The following is a 20,384-nucleotide window of genomic DNA, read 5'->3' as shown; positions in this document are numbered from 1 at the left end:
GGAATGCAAAATCGGAAGAGAATTTTCACGCTGACAATCAGCGCGCTGGTTTTGCTGGGATTTATGGCCACCAGTCTGATTGGCTACTTTGTGGCGCGGGATTCCACCAGTGACCAGCTGCAAAAACAAATGCTGCCGCTGACCAGTGATAACATCTATTCCGAAATTCAGCGTGACCTGTTGCAGCCATTGTTAATCTCATCATTGATGGCGAATGATACTTTTATGATTAACTGGGCTGAGAATGGTGAACAGGATCCCCAGCGTTTAGCCGAATATCTGGCGCAGATACAACGAAAATACAATACGATTACCGCTTTTTTTGTCTCTGAAAAAACGCGCAATTATTATCATCCCAAGGGCATTATCAAACAGGTTGATGAGTCAGATCCGGCGGATAGCTGGTATTTCACCACGCGAAAAATCACTACCGATTACGATATCAATATAGATTGGGATACCGCCGAACCCAATCGTATGAGCATTTTTGTTAATTATCGCGTTCTGAATCAACAAGGTGAGTTAGTCGGGGTTACCGGTGTTGGCCTGTCGATGGAGTCAGTGGCTCAACTGATTGAAAACTATCAACGACGCTATGGACGGGAAATCTATTTTGTTGATCGTCAGGGTGAAATTACGCTGCGAAGCAGTCAGTTTCAAGATGATATCTACCTGCAAAACAAAACCGGTTTAGATCAATTATTTATACAGATCCTCAGTAATCCGAGTGCGTCGGTGAGTTATGCGGCGAAAAACGGTAACACTATCTACTTAAACAGTCGTTTGGTTCCCGAATTTGACTGGTTTTTGATCGTCGAGCAAATCAACGATCCCGCCGCTGACCGGATTGAAACGGCGTTATGGATCAATATTGCGGTTTCTCTGGCTATCAGTATCTGTGTATTAATGCTTGCCCATTTCACTATCCGGGGCTACCAGCGTCGTCTTGAATTGATGGCGACTAAAGATAAACTCACCGGGGCGACCAGCAGACAGGTATTCGACTGGGTCTTTAATAAAGCGCAAAAAACTGCGTTACGTAAGGATTGGTCTTTATCAATGATCGTGCTGGATATTGATCATTTTAAATTGGTCAACGATAAATACGGTCACCAGTTTGGTGATCAGGTTCTCAAATCGGTGTCTCGGCTTATAAAACAAAAAGTGAGAGATGTAGACGTTTTGTGTCGCTGGGGTGGTGAAGAGTTTTTATTATTGTTAGAAAACTGTGATCAACAACATGCAGCACGGGTGGCAGAAACGATTCGCGAAGCTGTCAGCGAGCATAAGATCCGGGTTAAAGATGACAGTATCAGCGTAACCATCAGTGCCGGTGTGACAGAGTTTCAACTGGGAGAAAGCATGGATGATCTGATTGAACGTTGTGATCACGCCCTGTATGAGTCCAAAAATAAAGGCCGTAATCGTATTACGGTTTATTAGGGCTTGTTGAGCTTTCTATGACAACAGAGGTGTTTCTGAAAGAGATACTGGCCCTAATTCACCATCTTTGTGCGTAGTGCACCGTTTTGCACCACAAAGTCGCATGTTACTTACCTGTTTAAAATTAATGTGTAATTAAATTAATAAGTTATCTGTTGGCACAGTGCTTGCTCAAGCATAGTTAATCGAAATGCAGGAGCGATCCATGAAAGAAAAATTAGTGCTGATAGGTAATGGTATGGCCGGTGTGCGAACACTGGAAGAATTACTCAAGTTAGCACCTGAAAAATACGACATTACCGTTTTTGGTGATGAGCCTTACGGTAACTACAACCGTATTATGCTGTCTCCAGTGCTGGCAGGCGATAAAACCATCGATCAGATCATGATCAACGATCGGCAATGGTATATCGACAATGGTATTACCTTACATGCCGGTAAAAAAATCACCCATATCAATCGTGTAAAACGCCAACTGGAAACCGCAGAAGGCGAAGTCTTTGAATATGATCGTTTATTGCTGGCCACCGGTTCTCGCCCATTCATGTTGCCTTTACCCGGTCGTGATTTGCCTGGCGTTATCAGTTTCCGGGATATTGCTGATGTCGATACCATGCTGGAAACTGCCAAATCCCATAAAAAAGCCGTTGTTATCGGTGGTGGCTTACTTGGTTTGGAAGCAGCCAATGGTTTGATGATCCAGGGGATGGAAGTCACCGTGGTGCATATTGCTGATGTGTTAATGAATCAGCAATTGGATAAACCTGCTTCGGATTTGATGTTGCATGAGTTGGAAGCCAAAGGGCTTAATTTCCTGATGTCGCATGAAACGGCTGCGATTGAAGGCAAAAAACGGGTTGAAAAAGTCGTCTTTAAAAATGGCACAGAAATCGATACTGACTTAGTGGTGATGGCGGTCGGTATTCGCCCTAATATTGAACTGGCACAATCTGCCGGAATTCATTGTGAACGCGGTATTGTGGTGGATGACACCATGCAGACCTTTGATCCTAAAGTTTATGCAGTGGGTGAATGTGTACAGCATCGTGGTTCAACCTTTGGTCTGGTGGCCCCGTTATTTGAACAGGCTAAAGTCTGTGCCAACCATCTGGCTCAAATGGGTATTGCACGTTATGTCAGCTCCATTACCTCGACCAAACTGAAAGTTACCGGCATTGATTTATTTTCTGCAGGTAACTTTATTGGCGATGAAAGTACTGAAGATCTGGTGTTCAAAGATGCTGCCCGTCATATCTATAAAAAGCTGGTCATTCAGGATGACAAGCTGATAGGTGCGGTTTTATACGGTGATACCGTGGATGGAGCATGGTACTTCCAGTTGATGCGTGATGGCACTGATGTGTCCAGTATTCGTGAGAATATGCTGTTTGGTCAGCACCATATTGGTGACTCTGGCCATGGTGCGACCAATTCTGTCGATGGATTGCCTGATGATGCCGAAATTTGTGGCTGTAACGGTGTTTGCAAAGGCGATATCGTTAAAGCCATCAGTAAACACAGTCTGTTTACCCTTGATGAAGTCAAATCTCATACCAAAGCTTCTGCCTCGTGCGGTTCCTGTACCGGTCTGGTTGAGCAATTACTGGCATCGACGCTGGGCAGTGACTTTAACGACACGCCAAGTAAAAAACCCATGTGTGGTTGCACCAGCATGAGTCATGGCGAAGTGAAAAACGCCATTAAAGAACAAGGTTTGAAAACCATCTCTGATCTGATGGTCGCCCTGGAATGGAAAAATGCTGATGGCTGCCACTCATGCCGCCCAGCATTAAACTATTATCTGCTCAGCACTTGGCCTGACTATCAGGATGACCCGCAGTCACGTTTTATCAACGAGCGGGTTCATGCCAATATCCAGAAAGATGGTACCTATTCAGTGGTGCCACGGATTTGGGGTGGGGTAACCAACGCCAATGAATTACGGGCTATTGCCGATATCTCCGATAAATATAAAGTACCCACCGTGAAAATCACTGGCGGTCAGCGTATCGATTTGCTTGGTGTGAAAAAAGACGATCTGCCGAAAATGTGGGCCGATCTCAGTGAAGCGGGCTTTGTTTCAGGTCATGCTTACGGTAAATCATTACGTACCGTGAAAACCTGTGTGGGTTCAGAATGGTGTCGTTTCGGTACTCAGGACTCCACCGGCTTGGGCATCAAGGTTGAAAAAATGACCTGGGGTTCATGGACACCGCATAAATTCAAAATTGCTGTATCAGGTTGTCCGCGTAACTGTGCTGAGGCCACCATCAAGGATTTCGGTATTGTCTGTGTTGATTCAGGTTACGAACTGCATGTCGGTGGTAACGGGGGTATCAAGGTTCGTGCGACCGATTTCCTGTGCAAAGTCGCTACTGAAGAAGAAGCGATGGAATACTGTGCAGCCTTTATGCAGCTTTATCGTGAAGATGCCCATTATCTGGAACGTACCGCACCGTGGATTGAACGGGTGGGACTGAAAAGCGTTCAGGCCAAAGTGGTTGATGATCATGACAACCGCAAAGTCCTGGCACAGCGGTTTTACGAGTCACAGGAAAAATCGCAGGACGATCCCTGGGCGGAACATGCTGCCAAACAGCGCGAAAACTATATTCCCATCAAGCAAGTAGGTTAACAACAGATGCAAAATTGGACTGAAGTAGGACCGGTAGAAAGCGTACCGCAAAAAGGCTCACGAGTGATGACAACGCCGGATGGGGATGTGGCGATTTTTCGGACCAGTGGTGATGAGGTCTTTGCCTTATTTGATCAATGCCCGCATAAAAAAGGTCCGTTATCCCAGGGGATTGTTTACGATAAACGTGTAGCCTGCCCATTACATAACTGGGTGATTGATTTAAGCAGCGGTGAGGCCACTGGTCCAGACGAAGGTTGCACCCGTTCATTTGATACCAAAGTCGAAGACGGCCTGATTTACATTGCACTCTGAGGATTGACTGTTGGCACAACACGCAACACAAACAACTTGTCCCTATTGTGGCGTCGGCTGCGGCGTTTTAGCTGCTCCGCAAACCGATGGTACGGTCGCCATAAAAGGTGATCCGTCCCATCCCGCTAATTTAGGACGCTTGTGTTCAAAAGGTTCTGCTTTAGGGGAAACCGTCGGTCTGGATAATCGTTTGTTGTATCCACAGGTAAATGGCAAACGGGTTGACTGGGATAACGCACTGAACCATGTCAGTGACCGGTTTAAACAGATCATTGATGAACATGGTCCGGAGGCCGTGGCGTTTTATGTGTCAGGTCAAATTCTGACCGAAGATTACTATATGGCCAATAAACTGATGAAAGGTTTTATTGGCAGTGGCAATATCGAGACGAATTCACGCTTATGCATGTCTTCTGCAGTGGCGGCTCATAAACGTGCATTTGGCAGTGATACGGTGCCGTGCAGCTATGAGGATCTCGAACAAACTGATCTATTGGTGATTGTCGGTTCCAATACTGCATGGTGTCATCCGGTACTGTTTCAGCGTATTACTCAGGCCAAGCAAAACCGGCCGAATATGAAAGTGGTAGTGATTGACCCCCGAAAAACGGCCACCTGCGATATCGCCGATTTGCATCTGCCATTAAGGCCCGGTGCGGATGCGTTTTTATTTAATGGTTTGCTGAGCTATCTCAAACAGCATGACTGTATCGACTGGCATTATCTTGAGCAATATGTGGAAGGCTTTGCATCATCACTGGATTCGGCGGGAAAAACTGCGGCCAATATTCCACAAGTGGCACGTCAGACGGAAATATCTGAAGCCGATATAGCAAAATTTTATCAATTGTTTGCCTCGACTGAAAAAACGATCAGCCTGTTCTCTCAAGGCGTTAATCAATCGACCAGCGGCACGGATAAATGTAATGCCATTATCAACTGTCACCTGGCCACTGGTCGGATTGGCAAAGTCGGTATGGGGCCGTTTTCCATTACTGGTCAACCCAATGCGATGGGCGGGCGTGAAGTCGGTGGCTTGAGTAATCAGCTGGCGGCTCATATGGAAATAGACAAACCAGAACATCATGATCGGTTGTCACGTTTCTGGAATACCGATCGCTTAACCAATACTGCCGGTCATAAAACCATTGAGATGTTTCAGGCGATAGAGCGTGGCGACATCAAAGCTGTCTGGATTATTGCCACCAACCCGGTGGTGAGCATCCCGGATGCTGATCAGGTCAAGAGAGCGTTGGAAAGCTGTGAATTGGTCATTGTTTCTGAAATTGAAAAGCAAACGGACTGCACCGAATTTGCCGATGTACTGCTGCCGGCGCTTGGTTGGGGCGAAAAAGACGGCACTGTCACCAACTCTGAAAGACGTATCAGTCATCAACGGGCTTTTTTACCAGCACCCGGTGAAGCTAAAGCCGATTGGTGGATGCTCAAGGAAGTCGGCAAACGTATGGGCTTTGCTGAGCAGTTTCAGTTTGAAACGGCCGTAGATGTCTTTCGTGAACATGCCAGATTGTCTGCCTTTGAAAATCAGGGACAGCGTGATTTTGATATTAGCGCTCTGGCCAATATCACTGAGCAGGAATATGAATCGTTGCAACCCATTCAGTGGCCAGTGACCGAAAATGCGCCTCAGGGCACAGCGAGAATGTTTACCGATAATCATTTTTATACCGCTTCCGGTAAAGCCAGAATGATTGCGGTTGACCCGCATTATCCGCAAAACGAAGTCGATGATACCTATCCTTTAGTGTTAAACACCGGCCGTATCCGTGATCAATGGCATACCATGACCCGCACCGGACGGGCACCCAGATTAAATGCGCATATCAGTGAACCAATGATTGATATGCACCCGGTCGATGCCGGCCACTGGCAGATTCAGAACAAGGCTCTGGCCCAGGTTGAAAGCAAATGGGGACGACTCACCGGAAGGGTGAATTTAACTCAGGATCAACGCCCGGGCAGCATCTTTGTGCCTATTCACTGGAATGGACAGTTTGCCTCACAGGCACGTGTCGACACATTGGTCGCACCCCTAACCGATCCCATTTCCGGTCAACCCGAGTCCAAACATACCCCGGTGAATGTACGTCCATTTTTACCGCGCTGGCATGGTTTTATTTTATCCCGCCAGCCATTGAGCCTCACTGAAACAGCCTATTGGGTCAAAGTCAAAGGTCAGCAGTTCTGGCGCTATGAACTGGCTGGTGAAAACTGGGTAGAGCAACCACTTGAGTGGATTCAGAATATTACAGAACAGCAAGGTGAATGGATCGAATTCAGTGACCAGCGAGCTGGCCGCTATCGTGCTGCCAATATTGTTGATAATCAGTTACAGACTGTGATGTTTCTGGCTGCCGACCATTATCTGCCAGAACGTGGCTGGCTATCTCAATTATTTTCAGAAGAAACACTGGATGGAGCTGCCCGGCAGAGTCTGCTTGCAGGCCGTCCAGGGCCGGGACAGCAGGATAAAGGCAAAATGGTTTGTGCCTGTTTCGGTGTTGGCGAAACCACCATTAAAGACGCTATCCGTAAAGGTGAAGCCAAATCGGTTGATGATATTGGCCGATGTTTAAAAGCAGGGACCAACTGTGGATCCTGCATTCCCGAATTAAAACAGTTGTTGGCTAATTCCTGACAGCTGTCAGGGCAGAGCTTGTTTCTGCCTGAACAAATTGACGAGTGTTGTGTATTTACGATGATGCATTGCCCTCTGAACCGCCCAGCGCGTATGCAGCCATAACGACGTGGCAAATCAATCTCTATTTTTTTGATATTTCGGTCGCCGAAGGTATTTTCGCGGCCCGTAAATTAAGGAAGGATCATGTCAAAATTACCTACATATACTGCAACGACGTTGATGGCGAGCTTCATTGGCACATTTTCAATGACAGCGGCTGCAGCCGAACAAGACAGCTTTATCGAAGCCCTGACTGGCGGAAAGGTCAGTTTTTCTGCCCGTGCCCGTTATGAATCTGTTGAACAGGATAACGACCTGAAAGATGCCGATGCATTTACCGTGCGTTCTACCTTGGGGTATGAAACCGGCCGTTTAAACGGTTTTGGTGCATTTCTTGAGTTTGAGAATGTTACTGATCTGGGCGGTGATAATTACAATAGCACCACTAATGGTGAGACTAAATATTCAGTAGTGGCAGATCCGGATGGTACTGAAGTCAATCAGGCTTATCTGAGTTATCAGGGCTTTGATACCCTTGCGAAATTTGGTCGTCAGCAAATTACCTACCGAAATGCACCATTCCATCGTTATATTGGTAATGTGTTATGGCGGCAGAATCATCAAACTTTTGATGCTTTTTCGATTCAGAATACTTCTTTACCTGATACCAGGCTGAGTTACGCTTTTGTCAATAAAATAAACACTATTTTTGGTGATGATCGTGATGCTGGCATTATAAATAATGGTGAAATTGACGTTGAAGCTCATTTGCTTAATGCCCAATACAGCGGTTTACCATTTGGCAAACTGGAAGGCTATGGGTATTTATTGGAATATGAAGATGCCGAAGCGACCTCTTCTAAAACATTGGGTGTGCGACTCAGTGGTGCTCCTGCGATCAATGATGCCTGGAATCTGGTTTATACAGCCGAATATGCCCGTCAAAGTGATTATAAAAGCGGCACCATGGATGCTCAGGATTATTATCTGGCAGAGCTGGGTGCCAAGCATAAAGGCTGGATGGCCAAACTCTCTTATGAAGTGCAGGAAGGCGATGGAACGGACAGTTTTAAAACACCCCTGGGCACTAATCATGCGTTTCAGGGCTGGGCCGATCAATTCCTGAACACTCCGTCACAAGGACTGAAAGATGCTTATTTAACAGTCGTTGGCAATGTGATTTTCGGAGCCAAACTGATTGTTTCCTACCATGACTTTGAGACGGATCAGGACAGTCTTGATGCCGGTAATGAGCTGGATATTCTGTTGGAAAAAACCTTTAACCAGCATTACACCGTGGGTGTGAAATACGCTGATTATCAAGCGGATGATGAATTTCCATCGTTAGTGGATACCGAAAAGTTCTGGGTCTATGGACAAGTTAAGTTCTAATATCTCCTCGGTATTAGAGGCTGTTGATTTTTTATAGCTGCCTTTGTTGTACCAAGCCAGCCCTTTAGGGCTGGCTTTTTTTTATCTGTAATTCTGCTTCGGCGCACCAAAAATAAGCGATGGTCCGTTTACTACAGCCCATTTTAATGCATGACGTGCCAAGATGAATTTTTAAGTTGTTGATAAATAATAGTTTTATCTCTGGCACAGCTTATGCAGTATCGTTGTCGTTGCCATACAAAGAAGGATGCCACAACAATGGGATACTTAGTTGATTTTTTCTATTTGATGAAAGAGTTATTCAAGCTGCTTTTGTTGGTGTTGATTTCTCCCTTAGGATTAATGGCTGGTTATCTTTTCAGCTGGGAATAATCGGAACGACTAATTGAGAGTCAGACTATGATAGTCAATCCCACCATTGCAGGTGCATTATCGGTAGCAGCATGTTTTGCTGCTACCAGACAATTCACTCTGAATTTCCGTGATAAACGACGTACAGAATTTGCCATTTCCCAACTGGTTCATTTAAAACAGTTAATTGATTTATCTCAGCAACATCGGGGCACCAGCAGTGCTGTCTGTGCTGGAAATGCTTCCCTGGTCGGCAAGCTGACCTTTCTGCAGCAACAAATCGATCAATTTATTCTCGGTGCACAAAACACCGAAATGCAAACGTTACCGCAATGGCAATCGTTTGTAGATCACTGGCCGCGACTGAAAAAGCAGGTACTGGATCGCAATCTGACTCCTCATCAGGTTATTCGGCAGCACAGTGCGATGATCGAAGGCCAATTATCTTTGTTTGATGATCTCAGCCGTTTGTACAACCTTCACCATTTTATGCTGGATAACATCACCCGCTTATCCGAAATCTGTCTGGACACTCTCAGAGCTGCTGAAATTCTCGGCCAAATGCGTGCCGTTGGATCGACCCTGTGTGCCCGAGGTCAGGCAGGGGGCACCGAAACGATGATGTTGTCTTTCCAACGTTTAACAGCAAACAGCAGGATCGGTGAATTACTCAGGGAAATTGCCGGAATTCGTAATAAAGACCTGGTGGGAATTCTGGCTGGTCAAAACGGCAAAATCGAACGCGATACAGATTTATTGTTACAGACCATTGATCAACAAGTGCTGATTGAAGGTTCGATTACCCTATCAGCCGATGAATATTTTAAAACGGCCACCCGTGCCATCGATACGGTACTCAATGTGTTTTCTCTTATCATTAACTATGCTGCGGATAATCATGCGAAACTCAACTGACATCATGACACAAAATTTTAATTCCACATTGGTGTGCGATCGTTCTGATATAGCACAGCAATTAGTCGAACAATTGAGTGGCACCATGTTTGAGGTGACCAATCAATCGGCTTCCCTTCCTAAACTGGCCATGAAACAACTCGAATTTACCGGCATGTTCATTCTGGCCGTTCGTAATTGTGATAGTGACATGATGGCGCTTGTTGATATGTTACTCAGACAACAACCGATGCCAGTGATTATTTTCACCGATGTGTATGACGCGCAGGTTGAAAAACAGGCTATTGAGCTTGGCGTCAGTGCGTATGTGGTTGATGGTTTACAACCGCACCGGGTCTTGCCGTTACTGAGCACTGCACGAAATCGTTTCCAGCAACAACAGACGATGCGTGAACAGGTGCAATCACTGGAAACCAAACTGGCGGAACGCAAGATTATTGATCGTGCCAAAGGCGTATTGATGCAACAGCGTCAGTGCAGTGAGGACGAAGCTTATCGTTTGTTACGCACCACAGCGATGAACCAGAACATGCGGCTGGCGATGTTGGCGAAACAGGTGCTGGCTACGGCTAACCTGCTGGAAACACATCCTCATACCTGAATGAAATAAAGCTGTCTGCTGCTGCACCATCTGGGTGCCAGACTTATTGTTAAGCCCCAAAGCGACGCAAGTTGAAACTGAGTATTAGTAAAGTGATTTAATAAGTGACTGAAATTTATAAATTTTTAAATAGGTATGTAATTGGCATATTAACTGCAAATGGGACAGTGGGATCTGTTGTTTCATAGCCACCTTTGTTCTTGGCTAAGGTCCTGGAACAATCCAACGCAGGATTGAAAACCGTGTCTGGAAATGATTTCCCCGGTATCGGGCAACGTCGCCGTTTTCTGTCCTCTGGCCTTGTTTTTATGATCTCCAGTAATGGAGTCATCAGACTGAACTGGCCATAAAAGTTGGAGCTTTTTATGTCTTTACCCAAAGTAAATTCCCATTCCATACGCCGCTGGTTATCTGCCTTTGGCGTCATCGGTGTTATCAGTTTTTCCACAAATTCACTGTCAGCTCCGGGCGAGCTGGAAAAAGAAGATCTTCGTCTTGGTTTTATCAAGCTCACCGATATGGCGCCATTAGCAATCGCCTATGAAAAAGGTTTTTTTAAGATGAAGGCTTGTACGTCACGCTGGAAGCCCAGGCAAACTGGAAAGTGCTGCTGGATGGAGTAATTAATGGTGCACTTGATGGTGCCCATATGCTTGCCGGACAACCGCTTGGTGCGACAATTGGTTATGGAACTCAGGCCGATATCATTACTGCCTTCAGTATGGATCTCAATGGTAATGCGATCACTGTTTCCAATAATGTATGGGAACAGATGAAACCGCATATCCCCATGGCAGAGGATGGCAAGCCCCAGCATCCGATCAGTGCTGAAGCTTTAAAACCGGTTATTGATAGTTACAAACAGCAAGGTAAGTCGTTCAATATGGGCATGGTTTTTCCTGTCTCCACCCATAACTATGAATTACGTTACTGGCTGGCAGCTGGCGGCATTCATCCAGGCTATTACGCACCGCACAAAGGTGACAGTAGTGGTCAGCTTAAGGCAGAAGCCTTGTTATCGGTCACACCTCCACCTCAAATGCCATCGACGATGGAAGCTGGAACCATTGAAGGTTATTGCGTGGGCGAGCCATGGAATCAGCAGGCAGTATTTATGGAGATCGGGGTACCGGTGATTACCGACTACGAAATCTGGAAAAATAACCCAGAGAAGGTGTTCGGTGTCAGCCAGCAATGGGCTGATGAAAACCCCAACACCCATATTGCATTAGTTAAGGCCCTTATCCGTGCTGCACATTGGCTGGATGCTGAGAATAATGCCAATCGTCCTGAGGCCGTTGAAATACTTTCACAAAGTTATTATGTCGGTGCTGATTATGATGTGATTGCCAACAGCATGACGGGCACCTTTGAATACGAAAAAGGTGATAAACGTGAAATCCCCGATTTCAATGTGTTTTTCCGTTATAACGCGACCTATCCATATTACAGTGACGCCATCTGGTATCTGACCCAAATGCGTCGTTGGGGCCAGATCCCGGAAGCCAAATCGGATAGCTGGTATACCGATATGGCAAAGAAAGTTTATCGTCCTGATATTTATCAAATTGCAGCAAAAGAATTGATTGAAGAGGGCAAGTTAGCTGTTGCAGATTTCCCGGATTTCTCCTCTGAAACGGGTTTCAAACCGGCTCAAAATGAGTTTATCGATGGCATCGAATTTGACGGGACAGCACCTAATGCTTACCTGGAAAAATTTGCCATTGGCCTGAAAGGAGAGGAGCAGGTGGATTAATTCCCCTGCTTTTCATAAAACGGACAAAGATGGACTCTTATGAACGATAAACTCATATATTTTCTGGAAATAACGGGGCTCAACTGGTTCGTCCCACTGGCGAAAATCGCTGGTGGGGAACCCGCCGGGTTTCAATTTCAACAGCTAGTCAAAATGATTGGTTTGCCATTGATAGCAATGCTTGCCTTTCTATGTTTCTGGCATTTTGGGGCTGCCAAAGTTGATACCAGTCTTGGCCAATTGCCCGGACCGGTTCAGGTATGGGAGCAGGTTAAGGTGCTGAATGAAGAACATCAGGCTGAACGTCAGCGTGAGACAGATTTTTATCAGCGCCAGGAACAGCGGAATGCGAACAAACTGGCGAAAAATCCCGATGCCGAAATTAAAGTTCGGGACTTCAATGGAAGACCCACTTTTATTGATCAGATATGGACCAGTCTGTTTACCGTATTTGTCGGTTTTCTGCTGGCCAGTTTGATTGCGATTCCGATCGGTATCGTCAGTGGTTTAAGTCAAAATCTGTATAACGCAATAAATCCTCTGATCCAGATTTTCAAACCAGTGTCGCCACTGGCCTGGCTGCCCATTGTGACCATGGTGGTCAGTGCAGTGTACGTGTCGGCCGATCCGATGTTCTCAAAATCATTTATTACCTCGGCCATCACCGTTATGTTGTGTTCTTTGTGGCCGACCTTGATTAATACTGCGGTTGGCGTGTCTTCCATTGATCGTGACTTGCTTAATGTGGGAAAGGTGTTGCGATTGGGATATTTCACGACGGTGTGGAAAATTGTGGTCCCTTCTTCCATTCCGATGATTTTTACCGGATTGAGAATTTCGCTGGGGATCGGCTGGATGGTATTAATTGCAGCAGAAATGCTCGCACAAAACCCGGGTCTGGGTAAGTTTGTCTGGGATGAGTTTCAAAATGGCAGTTCCAATTCGCTCAGCCGCATTATGGTCGCGGTATTGGCGATTGGTCTGATTGGCTTTGCATTGGATCGCATTATGCTCACATTGCAGAAATTTTTCTCATACGACAAAACCGCAAATATTCGCTAGGAGCAGACAATGGAAAGTTATTTAAATATCGATCATGTCAGTATTGATTTTCCAACCGCCAATGGCCCATTTAGGGCGTTGGACAATGTGAACCTCCAAATCAACAAAGGTGAAGTTGTCAGTATTATTGGTCACTCCGGCTGTGGTAAATCGACTGTTATGAATATTGTTGGTGGTTTATATCAGGCCACTGAAGGTGGGGTGATTCTCCAGGGCAAAGAGGTAAATGAACCGGGTCCGGATCGGGCCATCGTGTTCCAGAATCATGCCTTGTTTCCCTGGCTCACTTGCTATCAAAATGTCGAATTGGCAGTGAAATCGGTGTTTGGTAAAACTCGTAATCGGCAACAGATTCGTGACTGGACATTACACAATCTGGAATTGGTGCATATGACTCATGCCAAAGACAAACTACCCGCGGAAATTTCAGGTGGCATGAAACAGCGGATCGGTATCGCAAGGGCATTAGCGATGGAGCCAAAAGTATTGTTAATGGATGAACCTTTCGGCGCATTAGATGCCTTAACCCGGGCGCATTTGCAGGACTCGCTGATGGATATTCAGTCTGATCTGAATAACACGGTCATTATGATTACCCATGATGTGGATGAAGCCGTGTTGCTGTCTGACAAAATCGTTATGATGACCAATGGTCCGGCAGCCAGTATTGGTGAAATTCTGCAGGTCGATCTTCCCCGACCAAGACAAAGACTGGACTTGGCAGATAATGCCGATTACAACCATTACCGTTCTGAAGTGATTAAATTTTTACATCAAAGGCATGCCAGGAAGGCTGCCTGATGCGTTGAAATGAGCTAAATAAGACGTGTTGGCATGGATGCAAGTGTGAATCAAACCTGCTCACGTTGGGCAGGTTTGATAATTAACAAAACTTCTCGGTGAATTGGCCGCTATATTATGTTGAACACAGTTGCTTTCCAATCAGAATTTAAAGGTATGCCAATGCAGCAGATGCATGATGCTGAACAAACCAGTCTATATGTGACGGCTGATTATCATCATTTAACGTTGAGCAGTCATTTTCAGCCCATTTTCAGCATCTCGCATCGTCGTCCTGTTGGCTACGAAGGACTGATTCGCGCGGTCGATACCGAAAAACAACCCCATTCACCAATAGAGCTCTTGGCAATACCGCAAACCGGTGTTGAAAATCTGTCTCTGGATCGATTATGTCGACGGTTGCATATGCATAATTTTGCCCGTCAGCCGAATGGTGAAGCCTGGTTATTTCTGAACCTTAATTCACAATGTCTGGTAGCTGAGCGCCCTGATGCCGGCTTTATGAATGCGTTATTTGAGCAGACCGGTATTTCCCCACATAGGGTGGTTATTGAAATTCTCGAAAGTGAAATTGATGACCGGCAATATTTACGCAGTTTGATTCGCCATTTTCGGGATTTGGGTTGCCTGATAGCGATTGATGATTTTGGTGCCGGGCATTCCAATTTTGATCGTATCTGGGAATTGGAACCGGATATTGTAAAAATTGATCGCAGTATGATCCATGGTGCGGGCACCTCGAGTCGAGTTGAACGCATTCTGACCGGCGTCGTATCACTGATACACGAAGCCGGCAGCCTGGTGGTGATAGAAGGGGTGGAAACTGAACGGGAAGCACTGGTAGCTATAGCGGCTAATGCCGATATGGTTCAGGGCTTCTATTTTGCCCGACCGCAGCAACGTATCTCCCAAAACAGTAAATTTTCTGAAGATATTGATCATTTATTGAAAATTCAGCAACGCCAGCGCTTTAAAAACAGTCATCAAATGAATCAGGATTTTAAAAAGATCGAAACACTGTTTCGTCAGGCCGTCAGTGAATTTTCTATTACCAATGCCTTTGATACCAGCACGCTTATTTTGTTTAAGGAAAAGCGTGCCGTGCGCTGTTATTTATTGGATGAAGTGGGTTATCAGATGGCCAGAAATGTTTATTCTCCGAATTACCAGCAAAAAATGGACACGCGTTTTACCCCGCTTTTATCAGGTGATAATGCTAACTGGTCACACAAACACTATCATTTCAGAGCCATTGAACATCCCGGCGAAATGCAGTTAAGTCGACCCTATCTATCCGTCGCTGACTCCAGAATGTGTATCACAGTTTCTCAGACGGTAGTGGTGCATAACAAGCTTTATGTGTTTTGTTGCGATCTGGACTGGCAGGACGATTAACGCAAAGAATCCTTAGCGGATAATAAGGGGGGGCATGTTTGAGGTAATCAAAAAGTACCGACATTTTTTGCTGCCACTCAGTCTGGTGATTATCTTTGATATCACTTTACTGGCAATGAATTATCATATTTCGGTTCAGCTGGAAGCTTCCTCAATCAATATCAATATTGCTGGTCGTCAACGCATGTTGTCACAGAAAATGACCAAATCACTGTTGTTAATGCGTTATCAGCAAAGTCAGGGGCTTAGTACCGACGAGTCTTATCAGGAATTGATGGACGCCATGTCCTTATTCGATCAAACTCTGAACGCCATGATTAATGGTGGTGAAACGTTAAGCGCCAATGGTCAACTTATTCAGGTTGAACAATTCAATGAAACCGTAATTCAAAAAACACTGATGCAGTCAATTGCGTTGTGGAAACCGTTGTACCAATCTATTCAACAATTGCAGGTTAGGGAATCGGCGTTGGAGCAACTGGTGAATGCCATGGTAGCGGATAATCCGCAGTTACTCGTTCTGATGAATAAATTAACCAATCAACTCGAAGCTTCTGCTAAACGGCAAACATATTTGTTGAGAGGATTACAGAGCATTATTGTGATTTTGATTCTGTTGTCATTTGCGATGGCAATAAATCGATTGATTCGTCGCGAGCAGTATTTCAGCAAGCTGATGGAAAAAAGTTCAGATATCGTTATCGTCATCAATTCTGCCAGTGGCAATATCACCTTTATTAGTGCGTCTGTGAAATTATTGCTGCAACACGAAGAACGGTATTATCTCGGCCAACACTACCACCGTCTGTTTGATCAGGAATCAGCGACACGCATCTCACATTTATTATTACTGGCCAAAAAATTTCGCCCTTTGCCTTATAGCCGCTGTGAAGTACAACTGGTCAGGGCTGACAATGAACTAATTGATGCCGAAATGTTACTTCAACTCAATCGTAGTGAAGATGGTCGCACCATTGAACTCAGCGGTGATATTCGTGATATTACCGAACGCAAACAACTGGAGCTGGCACTTACCGAAATGGCGCATAAAGATAGTTTGACCGGTCTGGCCAACCGGGCACAGTTCAGCCTGCTGGCAGAGCAGGCCATATTACAGGCACAGCGCAAGGGTACCTCGCTGGCGATGATGTTTATTGATCTGGATAACTTCAAATCCGTTAATGACGATTGTGGTCATCATGTGGGTGATGCCTTATTAATAGAGGTGGCTCAGCGCATTGGTCAGCGTTTACGTGCATCGGATACCGTATTTCGTATTGGTGGAGATGAGTTTGTCGTGCTGATTAGTGATGCAGCTAAAGATACGCATTTACAAACTGTAGGCGATAAAATCATTGCCACACTTTCCGAAAAAATGGTGATTGATAACTGCCCTTGTCAGGTGGGGGCCAGTATTGGCATTGCCCGTTATCCCGAGGATGGTGAAAACATTGATGCCTTGTTAAAAGCAGCCGATGAAGCGATGTACCGGGTAAAACAATCAGGCAAGAATGCAGTAGCTTTTGTCGCCTGACAATCTGCACAGCCATGGTGCAGCAAGAATAACTATGGCTTAAATAAGTGCATAAGATACCTGTTTAAATAATAAGTACTTAACAAAATCAATGGCTTATAAGTTGGCATAATTCCCGCTAAAGATGATGACCAATGTTGGTCAAACGTTCTGTAGTGAGAACACAATGTCTGCCTCAAATTTAAAATTTTTATCCTTCAGCGGTAACAGCCGCATTTTACATCTCAGCTGGATGGCTTTTTTTATCAGTTTTGTGGTCTGGTTTAACCATGCACCATTACTGGTTTCGATTAAAGAAACACTTGGCCTCACCGACCAGCAAGTTAAAACTCTATTGATTCTGAATGTCGCGCTGACCATTCCTGCCCGGATTGTGGTGGGGATGTTAGTAGATAAATACGGCCCCAAAATCATGTATTCATTGCTGCTGGGGATTTCCAGTATGTTGTGTTTCTTTTTTGCGATGGCCGACAGTTTTGAACAAATGGCATTAGCTCGTTTTATGCTGGGCTTTGTCGGTGCTGGTTTTGTTATCGGTATTCGAATGATTTCAGAGTGGTTTCCAGCTAAACAGGTCGGTCTGGCGGAAGGCATTTACGGGGGCTGGGGTAATTTTGGTTCAGCTGCAGCGGCGATGAGTCTGCCGACGATTGCGTTGATGTTTGGCGGTGATGAAGGCTGGCGTTATGCGGTAGCGCTGACCGGCTTAATTGCGTTGATTTATGCGTTTATCTATTACAACAGCGTTTCTGATACGCCAAAAGGGTCAACTTATTTCAAACCGAAAAAGTCCGGGGCAATGGAAGTTACCAGCAAAGGCGACTTTGCTTTATTAATTCTGATGACTCTGCCGATGTATGGCGCTTTGGCACTGCTAGCCTGGAAACTGTCTCCAAACGGGGTCTCATTACTGACTGAATCAGTATCCATGCTGATTTATGCTGGACTAATACTGTTGTTTTTGTACCAGCTTTACCATATTTTTCAGGTCAACAAATCAATATTTCATACGCCGGTTCCAGAAATTCATCGTTACAAATTCAAGCAGGTAGCGGTGCTGAATCTGGCCTATCTGGCAACGTTCGGTTCTGAGTTAGCGGTGGTGTCGATGTTACCGTTATTTTTCAGTGAAACATTTGATATTACTGTTGTTCAGGCCGGACTACTGGCATCCGGTTTTGCCTTTATGAACCTGGTCTCACGGCCAACCGGCGGTTACTTCAGTGATAAGCTGGGTCGTAAATTGACGCTGACCATTTGTCTGGCAGGCTTGGCTGTGGGCTATTTTGTTATGGGCCTGATTACGCCTGAATGGTTTATTGTATTAGCTGTGTTGGCGACTATGTGCTGTTCGTTCTTTGTTCAGGCGGGTGAAGGAGCGGTGTTTGCTGTGGTACCTTTAGTACAACGTCGTCTGACGGGACAAATTGCTGGGATGGCTGGCGCATATGGTAATGTCGGTGCGTTATTGTTTTTGACGGTATTATCCGTGGTCTCAGCGCAGTTGTTTTTCTGGGTGATTGCTGCCACCGCGGTTGTTACCTTGATCGTAGTGCAATTTATGGATGAGCCGCGCGGCCAGATGGCAGAAGTATTGCCGGATGGAACCGTGCAAATGATCGACGTGCATTAAACGGGGTCGAGATCATGCTGAAAGTCCGTTGCGGGCAATACTCGCGGGCCGGAGTGAAAGCCGAAAATCAGGATGCGATCGGTTTTTATGCCCCGGAGAACAGCTTGCTGCTGGAAAGCAAGGGTACCATCTGTGCAATTGCCGATGGTATCAGTAGCAGCGAACAGGCCCGCGAGGCCAGTCATGCCGCCATCACCGGATTTATTGCTGATTATTTCAGTACACCAGATACCTGGTCGGTCAAACAATCCGGTGGCAAGGTTTTAACGGCGATAAATGTCTGGCTGTGTGGCCAGAGTCATCAGTTTCGGGAAATGTCACGAGGCTTTGCTACGACCTTCTCGGCGGTGATTATCAAATCAGTTACCGCTCATCTATTTCATGTTGGCGATGCCCGTATCTATCATTATCGTAATAATACGCTGGAACAACTAACCCAGGATCACCGTATAAAACTGGATCAAGGAAAGGAATATCTGGGACGGGCATTGGGAGTCGATTATGCTTTGGATATCGACTATAAAAACCTGGCTGTGGAACAGGGTGATGTTTTTATATTGATGACGGATGGTGTTTATGAGTTTGTTGCAGACAATGTCATTAAACAGCAGTTAAGCGACAATGCTGATCCTGAGCAGTGTGCCAAAGAATTGTGTGAGTTAGCGTTGCAAAACGGCAGTGGAGATAATGTAAGCTGCCAAGTGTTTTGTATTGACGAGTTATCTGATCCCAAGCCGGATGAAGTCTATGCCCGATTGACGGCGTTACCGTTTCCACCAGAATTGTACGAAGGTGTCATTCTTGATGGTTACCGGGTGTTACGTGAGCTGCATGCCAGTTCCACCAGTCAGCTGTATCTGGCAATAGATACCCAAACCCAGCAGAAAGTGGTGTTGAAAACACCCTCAGTAAACTTTGAAGATGATCCGGCCTATCTGGAACGTTTTCAGCTGGAAGAGTGGATTGGACGACGAATTGACAATGCCCATGTCGTTCGCATCGTTGAGCAACAGCGTCCCCGACGCTTTCTTTATTATGTGATGGAATATGTGGCGGGCAAAACGCTGCAACAGAAACTGGATGATGAAGGGCCACTTAGTCTGAGTGAAGTCAGACAGATACTCCCACAACTGATCTCAGGACTTCGGGCATTTCACCGACTGGATATGCTGCATCAAGATCTTAAGCCCGGTAATGTCCTGCTTAGTGATGAAGGTGTGGTGAAAATTATTGATTTTGGTTCCACCCGAATAGCTGGTATCGCGGATGTGGCATCGCCGATAGAACGCAAAAAACTGCTGGGAACCAAAGAATTTACCGCGCCTGAATATCTACTGGGAGAACAGGCGGGAGTGCAGGCTGATCAGTTTTCTTTGGGCTCGATTATTTACCAATTGCTGAGCGGACAGTTACCTTACGGAAAGCGTTTCGAAAAACACATAAATCGTCAGCAATTGAGCCGCCTGAATTATAAATCTCTGACGCTAGTGACAAACGATATTCCTGTGTGGGTTGATAAAGCGATAGAAAAGTCCGTACAGCTTAATCCACAACGACGCTATGAAGCCTTATCCGAACTGCAGACGGACCTGCTAAAACCCAACCCGGCATTTTTACAAACTGAATTTGTGCCATTGATTGAACGTCATCCTGTGCGATTCTGGCAAACGTTAGCAGTATTAAGTTTGTTATTTAATCTACTATTGCTGTACCAACTATTGGGTTGATGGTGTCAGATCTTCATTTCTGATCGGTCACAAAGTAAAGAGGGGTCTACTAGGTGAGATTTCAGACTTCGCTTGATTTTAGTGATGGGAAACAACCATTGAAAACTCATTTGTATCAGAAGC

13 protein-coding genes and 1 pseudogene are annotated in these 20,384 nt (G+C 45.6%); all 14 read left to right on the top strand.

Annotation, left to right across the window (positions count from 1 at the left end):
* Positions 1-3 precede the first annotated feature (3 nt).
* A complete protein-coding gene (locus tag AC08OG_RS10540) occupies positions 4-1,443 on the top strand; it encodes a sensor domain-containing diguanylate cyclase (RefSeq protein ID WP_292354117.1) in 1,440 nt (479 codons plus the stop codon).
* A gap of 205 nt (positions 1,444-1,648) precedes the next feature.
* Positions 1,649-4,078 (top strand): nitrite reductase large subunit NirB, encoded by a 2,430-nt coding sequence (nirB, locus tag AC08OG_RS10535; RefSeq protein ID WP_439503841.1) that lies wholly within the window; start codon positions 1,649-1,651, stop codon positions 4,076-4,078.
* A 6-nt stretch (positions 4,079-4,084) separates the two neighbouring features.
* On the top strand, positions 4,085-4,393 hold the full coding sequence (gene nirD / locus AC08OG_RS10530) for a nitrite reductase small subunit NirD (protein ID WP_292354121.1): 309 nt from the start codon (positions 4,085-4,087) through the stop codon (positions 4,391-4,393).
* Positions 4,394-4,403: 10 nt separating this feature from the next.
* Positions 4,404-7,052 (top strand): molybdopterin-dependent oxidoreductase, encoded by a 2,649-nt coding sequence (locus tag AC08OG_RS10525; RefSeq protein ID WP_482929469.1) that lies wholly within the window; start codon positions 4,404-4,406, stop codon positions 7,050-7,052.
* 186 nt (positions 7,053-7,238) lie between these two features.
* Complete coding sequence (locus tag AC08OG_RS10520) at positions 7,239-8,486, top strand: hypothetical protein (RefSeq protein ID WP_482929468.1); 1,248 nt, start codon at positions 7,239-7,241, stop codon at positions 8,484-8,486.
* A gap of 399 nt (positions 8,487-8,885) precedes the next feature.
* The gene (locus AC08OG_RS10515) at positions 8,886-9,752 is read left to right on the top strand and encodes a nitrate- and nitrite sensing domain-containing protein (protein WP_482929467.1); all 867 of its coding nucleotides are present in this window, start codon (positions 8,886-8,888) and stop codon (positions 9,750-9,752) included.
* Positions 9,736-10,353, top strand: coding sequence for an ANTAR domain-containing response regulator (locus AC08OG_RS10510; RefSeq protein ID WP_292479504.1), 618 nt, complete (start codon positions 9,736-9,738; stop codon positions 10,351-10,353). Before AC08OG_RS10515 ends, AC08OG_RS10510 begins: the two co-directional genes overlap by 17 nt.
* 365 nt (positions 10,354-10,718) lie before the next feature.
* A pseudogene (locus AC08OG_RS10505) lies at positions 10,719-12,109 on the top strand (CmpA/NrtA family ABC transporter substrate-binding protein).
* A gap of 39 nt (positions 12,110-12,148) precedes the next feature.
* Positions 12,149-13,171, top strand: a complete 1,023-nt coding sequence (locus AC08OG_RS10500; RefSeq protein WP_482929466.1) for an ABC transporter permease — start codon at positions 12,149-12,151, stop codon at positions 13,169-13,171.
* Between the two features lie 9 nt (positions 13,172-13,180).
* Positions 13,181-13,972: an ABC transporter ATP-binding protein gene (locus tag AC08OG_RS10495; protein ID WP_482929465.1), complete on the top strand. Its 792-nt coding sequence runs from the start codon at positions 13,181-13,183 to the stop codon at positions 13,970-13,972.
* 117 nt (positions 13,973-14,089) lie between these two features.
* Complete coding sequence (locus tag AC08OG_RS10490; protein ID WP_482929464.1) at positions 14,090-15,367, top strand: EAL domain-containing protein; 1,278 nt, start codon at positions 14,090-14,092, stop codon at positions 15,365-15,367.
* A gap of 34 nt (positions 15,368-15,401) precedes the next feature.
* On the top strand, positions 15,402-16,901 hold the full coding sequence (locus AC08OG_RS10485) for a diguanylate cyclase domain-containing protein (RefSeq protein ID WP_482929463.1): 1,500 nt from the start codon (positions 15,402-15,404) through the stop codon (positions 16,899-16,901).
* Between the two features lie 166 nt (positions 16,902-17,067).
* Entirely contained in the window at positions 17,068-18,534 is a 1,467-nt protein-coding gene (locus tag AC08OG_RS10480) for a NarK family nitrate/nitrite MFS transporter (protein WP_482929462.1), read from the top strand.
* Positions 18,535-18,548: 14 nt separating this feature from the next.
* Positions 18,549-20,261 (top strand): bifunctional protein-serine/threonine kinase/phosphatase, encoded by a 1,713-nt coding sequence (locus AC08OG_RS10475; protein ID WP_292354143.1) that lies wholly within the window; start codon positions 18,549-18,551, stop codon positions 20,259-20,261.
* Positions 20,262-20,384 lie beyond the last annotated feature (123 nt).

The sequence above is a fragment of the Methylophaga sp. F7 genome, assembly GCF_056863975.1.
The sequence above is the reverse complement of the archived record's forward strand: the minus strand, read 5'-3'. Positions and strand labels throughout refer to the sequence as shown.